General features: G+C 40.5%; 6 protein-coding genes. 4 read left to right on the top strand and 2 right to left on the bottom strand.

The genetic code is table 11. The features are described 5' to 3' along the window. The first annotated feature begins 238 nt into the window (after positions 1–238). From ASL19_RS14995 to ASL19_RS18740, 3 genes are all read left to right on the top strand, one after another. Complete coding sequence (locus ASL19_RS14995; RefSeq protein WP_057178956.1) at positions 239–1051, top strand: ParA family protein; 813 nt, start codon at positions 239–241, stop codon at positions 1049–1051. An 87-nt stretch (positions 1052–1138) separates the two neighbouring features. Further along, positions 1139–2296, top strand: coding sequence for a ParB/RepB/Spo0J family partition protein (locus ASL19_RS14990; protein ID WP_057178955.1), 1158 nt, complete (start codon positions 1139–1141; stop codon positions 2294–2296). Between the two features lie 382 nt (positions 2297–2678). Then, entirely contained in the window at positions 2679–3923 is a 1245-nt protein-coding gene (locus ASL19_RS18740; RefSeq protein WP_057178954.1) for a hypothetical protein, read from the top strand. Between the two features lie 40 nt (positions 3924–3963). Here ASL19_RS18740 and ASL19_RS14980 read toward each other — a convergent pair whose 3' ends face one another. Both ASL19_RS14980 and ASL19_RS14975 read right to left on the bottom strand, forming a co-directional pair. Beyond that, complete coding sequence (locus ASL19_RS14980) at positions 3964–4884, bottom strand: ParB/RepB/Spo0J family partition protein (protein ID WP_057178953.1); 921 nt, start codon at positions 4882–4884, stop codon at positions 3964–3966. Then, positions 4884–5630 carry a ParA family protein gene (locus ASL19_RS14975; protein WP_057178952.1) on the bottom strand — a complete coding sequence of 249 codons (747 nt, stop codon included), beginning with the start codon at positions 5628–5630 and terminating at the stop codon, positions 4884–4886. The genes ASL19_RS14980 and ASL19_RS14975 overlap by 1 nt, the downstream gene beginning before the upstream one ends. Before the next feature lie 116 nt (positions 5631–5746). Here ASL19_RS14975 and ASL19_RS14970 point away from each other — a divergent pair. Further along, positions 5747–6562, top strand: an 816-nt coding sequence (locus ASL19_RS14970; RefSeq protein ID WP_082604708.1) for a Uma2 family endonuclease, incomplete at its 3' end; no start/stop codon positions are given.

Below are 6562 nucleotides of genomic sequence, written 5' to 3'. Positions count from 1 at the left end.
CATCCTGATATCTCTTGAGACATGCGTTCTCCCGTAGAGAGTGCTTTGCGATCGCGTTCATTACCATTTTCAGAAAATTCCCTCGAGAAAGTTGGGGAGCTAAATTGTCTAATTCCTCAGATATTGATATATGATTTAAAAAATTCGATATATGATACTCCCACATCAGAACATCAGATATTGATATATGAGGTGGAGAAGTCTATGTATGATACTCCCTAATATCAAAAAAATGGTCATGCAAATTAGATTAGCTGTAATAAGTAATGCCGGAGGAAGTGGTAAGACAACCCTTTCGGTCCATCTGGCTCATGCTCTAGCAAAACATAGTTTTAAGGTAGCACTGTTTGACCTTGATCCGCAAGGGTCACTAACACTGTTTTGTGGTTTAAATCAACCAGAACCAGAACACACTTTAGCTGCTGTCCTCAAAGATGATTTTGATGGTAACTGGCCGTTGACACCCTGCTGGAGTGAACACACCGATAAAATAGTTATTTGTCAGGGTGGGATGGTTCTGACCCAAACAGCAGATGAATTAGTTTTACACAAAAGAGGAGCTTACTTATTAGGTGATCGCCTAACTGACTATCCTCTGAAACATGATTTAATCATCTTTGATTGTCCAGCCACCCTGGGTCCCTTACCTTTAATGGCACTGACAGCCAGTACACACATAATTATTCCTGTCCAGCTAGAACCCAAATCAATTCAAGGAGCAGCTAATTTACTGGAATGGTATTACTACCATTGCAAGCACTTACGCTTAAAACCCACACCAGAAATTCTCGGCTTTGTTCCCAACCAATATGATGCTCGACGTGCAGCCCATAGACAAATGTTAGCTGCATTGCCATCTCAGTTAGAGCAGATGAATATCCATGCTTTTCCAGAAGTTCGGGATAGTGCTGAATTTGTTAACGCCTGTGCACAAGGATTACCATTACCTATTCACCGTCCCAGTCATCCAGCAAAGGATGACTTTAAAGAAATTGCCTCAAAATTAGCCGATTTGATTGGTAGCAAGACCAAAGAGAAAGTCACGGCTTAACCAAGAGGACTGAGGCTATGCTGCGCTATTGGTACTCCACTCCGCGCGATCGCTGTTTGAATAAACAAATTAAAACTGTGCTAACTTATGACTACCCGTAAATCTCCTGACCTCACCAATTATTTTTCAGGCGCAAAGCAATCCCAACAGTTATCAGAAGCTGAGGCAGAAATTCAACGCCTAAAAGCTGAAATCGAAGAACTCCGCTCTCAAGGGTCAAGTGAGTTAGAAACACAGTTACAAACACTCAGAGCACAACTTCAATCACAATCAGGTATCCAATATATTCCCTTAGAAAAAATTCAAGCTAACCCAGAGCAACCGAGACAAACTTTTTTATCAGAAAGTATTGAATCTATGTCTCGTTCCCTGGTATCAGACGGACAACTAGAGCCAATTATTTTAATTCAACGGGAACACTTAGTTATATTTGATGGGGAACGGCGTTGGCGCAGTGCTAAACACTTGGGTTGGCAAAACCTGCAAGCTGTTATTATTCCTGAACCTGATGCTCTACACCGCAAGGCTTTAATTACTTCATTACACCGGGAAGACCTCAATCCTCTTGATAAAGCCGAAGCTATTGTCCGGGAATTGGCAACTAACACCGGTTTAGAACCCCAGGATATTCCCCGGATTCTTTCAACAGTAGTGCGACGGTTGAATGCACAAAAACGAATGAACTCTGTTGTTGAACTGCTCACGGTAACCCCAGAGGAACAACAACAAGGTTTAGCTACTTTGGACTTAGATGAGCGAGAAGTAGCAGTGTTGACGATACTTTTGGATTTACAACTTAATCCTGCTTCTATTGATGCTAATATTTTTCCCATGCTTTCTTTAGCTGAAGACTTGAAAGCTGCTATTAGGTCTTCTGGTCTTAAAGGTGTTCACGCAATGGCATTACAAAAACTTTCTGCAAAAAATTTGGGACTACCAGAATCAGAAGCAGAAGAAATTAGAATCAACATCACCCAAAAGGTATTAGCAGAAAAATTATCTGTACAAAAAACCCGGCATTTAGTCACTGAGGCGATCGCTTCACAAAGTACAGACGCTGAAAAAATAGAAAAACAAGTTAAACCAGTAGCAACAGCAACACGCTCTTTGTATAAAGTTTCTGGGGAAGCGTTGAAGAAAGTTGAGGTGTCTCAATTAATGGAGTTTCAGGAAGCCCTTCGCAAGAAACTGGCAGAGATTGAAGAATTAATCCAGGAAAAAGCTGTCAAGGATCATAAGGTTTAAAATGTTGAGGCTCTGTTAATGGAGGAATAGACAGGAGAGGTAAGAAAATGCAGAAATACAATTTGAGTTATGGTGGTCACCATCCTGATCTTGAGAGCAGGATGGGCGATCGCATATCTACTGTTAACATTCCTGAATCTATCCAACCAGTAAAAGACTTTGGTTAATTTCTCTTGAGAAGAAATTGGGACAGGCGATCGCCCATTAGGTTTACTATCTCCTGTTAATACTGCTGAACCTATGGAAAAAATCGGGACATGCGATCGCACTTTTTCCGTGAGTTCCAGTAACGTAGATTGAGAGACCAACAGATCTGAGGTAAAGTCTTTCCATTAATAGATAATGACTAAAATTATTATGTTAAATGTGTCAGGAGATACTGATGTTGAAGCAGGTAAAGGATTTAAAGTTGCTCTCTTTAACCCAACTAATAGTAATGTTACTACTCCGACTGCTAATGTCACTTGAAGGTTACATTAGTATTTTTGCTTTGCGGGTTATTATAAATAATATAATTCCGTCCCAACACGTAGAGTTTGAGTATATTCAAACCAGTAAAAGTAATAGTGAATTTGATTCTGAATTATCTCTAACTAGCACAACAAATTTTACCTTACAAGTTCTCCATGGTTCAGACTTTGAGGGTGGCATTCCTGCTGTTACTGATGTTGTTGGCTTTTCAGCTGTTGTCAATAAACTCAAGGATGATCCTAAATACAAAACCAACACGTTAATTCTCTCCTCTGGTGATAACTATATTCCAGGCGCATTTTTTAATGCTTCCAGCGATACCAAGTTGAATAATGTAGGTGGATTAGGCTCTAGCACTACTCCAGTCATTGGACGTGGTGATATTGGCATTCTGAATGGGATTGGCATTCAAGCTTCCGCATTGGGCAACCATGAGTTTGACCTGGGTGTGAGACAAGTGCGTGATATTCTCAGGACAGGAAGCGGTAACCCAGGGACCAACTTCCCCTATTTGAGTACTAACCTGGATTTTAGCCCTGAAATTACAGCGGGTAACCTCAGTGCAACTGACCTGGCCCCCAACCAAAATACCGCCCATGCCAGCTCTATTAAGGGCAAAATTGCTAAAAGTACCATCATCAATGTTGCGGGTATTGATGGTATTACTGGCACTGCTGACGACCAAAGAATTGGCATTGTGGGTGCAACCACACCAACTTTGGCAAATATCTCTTCAAGTGGCAGCACTATAGTTAAGCCAGCTAACCCCATTGACTATGACGCATTAGCTGCGGAAATTCAGACTTCTGTAGATATACTCAAAGCACAGGGTATTAACAAGATTATCTTGTTAGCTCACATGCAGCAGTTGACTATTGAGCGGGATGAATTGGCGAAGCGATTGAGAGATAAGGTTGATACTGCTTTAACTTTGGCTCCCGGCAAATTTACCTTTGCCCTTCCTGGTACGGAACAGGATGTTTTAGCTGAGTATCTTGGCGATCGCTTTAGCACTAATGCTTATGGAGTTGCTGATGTTAGTCCAGCGCTTGACAGGCGTATTCAAAACCTTACTTTTCAGGGAGAACGGGAAAAATATAAATGTTTTGACAAGCGATCGCTTTGGAGTAGAGTAATAGTAAAAAGGCTTAGGTAAAAAGAGCGATCGCACTCGAAACTATAGAAAGCGATCGCATCTAGTCTAATAACTCTTCTAAGTCCTTCAGGAGTTTTTCTAGTTTCTTAGTTTTCTTGACATCCTCCCAAACCTTAGTATTCTTTAACCTTTTGGCGATAGCGGTGTATCTTGTTCTCAAAGTTTCTTCAATAGTAGTTTCTGCTGATTTCGAGATCTTGAGTAACTGCTTAATTTCATTAAGTGACAAATTGTCACTTATAGCTTTATTGATTAGTTCGTTACGTTTACCTTCATCCTTAACTTGGGCTATGACCCTAGCTTTAGTGTATTCAAGTTTTCCCTGACGTAATACATCTAGTAAATCACCAGGTAAATTCAACAGTGGTAAACGGCTAGTCCTGAAACTTTCAGCACTAAACTTTCCAATCGTAGAAAAGACCTTCTCTATGGTTTCTATCTGACGGAAAACGTTTTCCGTCAATTCCAAGTTACGTCTTTTGTTATTAGCAGCTTGGTTAAGAATTGAGATAATGTCACTAGGCGCTACATCAAGTTGAATGCCAAGCAATTCCAGAATTCCCTCAGTTTCTTCCAGGGGGCTGAGATCTTCCCGCTGTAAGTTTTCTAATAAAGTGATTTGCGACCTTTGAATATCAGATAGATCTTTTGAGATAATCGGGACTTCTTTTAAACCTATTATTTGAGCTGCTCTGAGTCGGCGTTCACCAGCAACCAATTCGTATTCGCCAGAAACTCCAGAAAAAGGACGCACTAATAAAGGTTGTAAAATACCGTGTTCTTGAATTGATTGTGCTAAATGATTTAGTTTTTCAACATCAAAATAACGACGCGCTTGCTTGGCAGGTAATCTGATTTTATCAATACCAATGGTAGTGGTTGGAGATTCCACATCCATGTTTATGCTTAATAAATCTTGTATGCCACGCATTCTTGGGAGTTCGAGAGTTTTTTTGACCATTAGAGTTTTTCCATACCCTTCGCTATCTCTTTCAGTACCGTCAGCGCCTGATGTTTTGGGTCATACACGGCTAATGGTTGACTATTCATTGCCGCATCTGCAAAAGCCGTGGCGCGGGGGATTTTTGGATATACCTTCCCCAACATTGATAACTGCCGCTCTAAACCATCCAGTATTACCTTATCTTGGTTCGCGTTAACGTATAAGGTTGGCACAAACCCAGCAATATTCAAATTTTTATTAATATGTTGTTTTACCTGTTTAATGCTATCCAGTAATAGTTCTGTTCCTTTGTATGCCTTGTAATGAGTTTGGACTGGAATTAAGGCATAACTAGCAGCAGATAAACCGAGAATACTGAGAATACCGAGGGAAGGGGGGCAGTCAATGAAAATAAAGTCGTATTTGTGGGAGATAGGTTCTAGAACTTGTTTTAATCTGGTTTCTCTCGCCATTACGCCAGCTAATTGTAATTCTACAGCACTAAGAGTTATATTTGCTGGGGCTAGATCCATACCGTGTAAATTATGGATTGGTAATTTAGCTCCTGGGTTAAGAAGTGGATTGGAGATGATTTCATTAAGCTCGTGGGGTTGAATCCCCATAAATGTGGTTAGAGATGCTTGTGGGTCTAGGTCAATGAGTAGGACCTTATATTTTTTTGCCAGATCATAACCCAGGTTCATTGTCAGGGTGGTTTTCATCACCCCACCCGCTTGGTTAAAGACAGCGATAGTTTTAGTCATGTTCTCTTTTTAGGGGTCTTGACTAAATTATAACATTGACGAAAAACGTTTTCCGTCAAACAATCTCTGAACTATTTCAATTACTTTTCGCTCAATGAGTATCTGATTTTTCTGTTCTGTTTATCAAAACAATTCCCCTGATATCTAACATACACATCCTCATCACAAGTACAGATGCTGAAAAAATAGAAAAACAAGTTAAACCAGTAGCAACAGGAACACGCTCAATATTAACCACATCAATTGAACCCTTACTAAAAGAAATCCATCCCAATGGAGACTATTGCATAGGACAAGATAGTGGTATATATTGGCGGTTCACAGAACTTCCGGAAAAAGGTGTAGAAGCACCAGATTGGTTCTATGTTCCTGGAGTGCCATCCAGACTAAATGGGCAATTGAGAAGGTCCTATGTGCTATGGAAGGAAAAAGTACCTCCCTTCATAGTGATAGAATTTGCGTCTAAAAATGGGAAGGAGGAAAAAGACAGTTCCCCGCCACCAGAAGAAGATGAGATAGATCCAGAAACTAATAAACTAAAGAAAGCTGGGAAGTTCTGGGTGTATGAACAAGCGGTAAAAGTATCATACTATGCTATATTCAATAGTTTTAAAGGTACACTGGAGGTATATCATTTACAGGGAAAAAGATACAAAGAAATCAAGGCAAACAGGCAAGGACACTATGCCATACAAGAGATGGGCATAGAATTGGGAATACTGTATGACAACCAGAACCCACCCACACCGTGGTTAAGATGGTGGGATGAAAAAGGGAGCTTGTTATTGACGGGAAATGAGCGTGCGGAACAAGCAGAAGCTATCGCTATTCGGGAACGCTTAGCAAAGGAGCAGGCGGAAGCTATTGCTATTCGAGAACGCCAACAAAAAGAAAAACTAGTTGCCTATCTACATTCCCTTGGTATTGACCCA

Origin of the sequence: Cylindrospermopsis sp. CR12 (assembly GCF_001432185.1) — a bacterium.
Lineage (GTDB): Bacteria > Cyanobacteriota > Cyanobacteriia > Cyanobacteriales > Nostocaceae > Raphidiopsis > Raphidiopsis raciborskii.
The sequence above is the reverse complement of the archived record's forward strand: the minus strand, read 5'-3'. Positions and strand labels throughout refer to the sequence as shown.